Below are 775 nucleotides of genomic sequence, written 5' to 3'. Positions count from 1 at the left end.
CCCTGGCGCTCTACCGCCGCTACCCGAACGTCTGCCTGCGCACCTTTTCCAAGGCCTACGGGCTCGCCGGTCTGCGCGTGGGGTATGCAATCGCGACGCCGGCCATCGCGGAGGGCCTGCGCCGCACCGCCCTGCCCTTCGCCGTGAGCGCACTGGCCCAGAAGGCGGCCGTCGCGTCGCTGGACGCGGAGGAGGAGATGGCAGCGCGCGTGGCCGCCGTCCGACAGGAGCGCGCCCGGATGGCCGCGGAGCTGGCAGCCCAGGGCTGGAAGCTGCAGCCGAGCCAGGGCAACTTCCTCTGGATCCGCGCCGACGAGGACCTCCGGGCGAGGCTGGTGGACGCGTTCGACGCCGCCGGCATCCTGGTCCGGGCGTACCAGGGCGACGGCGTGCGGATCACCGTTGCCGACTCCGCGTCCAACAACCGCGTGCTCCGGCTCCTCGCAGCCAACGCGGCCTGAAATACCTGCTCCAAAATCCCCAACCCCGTTCCACCTACACATAAGAGGAATCCCCATGGAACACCAGACAAAGACGTCTGACCGCGCCCTCGGCGCGGCCCTCAAGCCCCGGCAGCTGACCATGATGGGCTTGGGCAGCGCGATCGGCGCGGGCCTGTTCATCGGCTCCGGCGCGGGCATCCAGGCCGCCGGCCCGGCGGTGCTGATCTCCTACCTCGTGGCCGGCACGCTGATCATCCTGGTGATGTGGGCGCTCGGCGAGATGGCCGCGGCCAACCCGGACAGCGGCGCCTTCTCCGTCTACACCGCCAAGG

The 775-nt window shown here is 70.8% G+C and carries 2 protein-coding genes; both read left to right on the top strand.

Going from position 1 to position 775, the window contains the following annotated elements:
* The coding region (locus G205_RS20450; RefSeq protein WP_035754056.1) for an aminotransferase class I/II-fold pyridoxal phosphate-dependent enzyme at positions 1-461 on the top strand (461 nt) is incomplete at its 5' end.
* A gap of 55 nt (positions 462-516) precedes the next feature.
* Positions 517-775, top strand: a 259-nt coding sequence (locus G205_RS20445; protein ID WP_009359712.1) for an amino acid permease, incomplete at its 3' end; no start/stop codon positions are given.

Origin of the sequence: Arthrobacter nitrophenolicus, from assembly GCF_000332815.1 — a bacterium.
Taxonomy (GTDB): domain Bacteria; phylum Actinomycetota; class Actinomycetes; order Actinomycetales; family Micrococcaceae; genus Arthrobacter; species Arthrobacter nitrophenolicus.
Note: the sequence above shows the minus strand (reverse complement) of the source record. Positions and strands in the feature narration are given on the sequence as shown.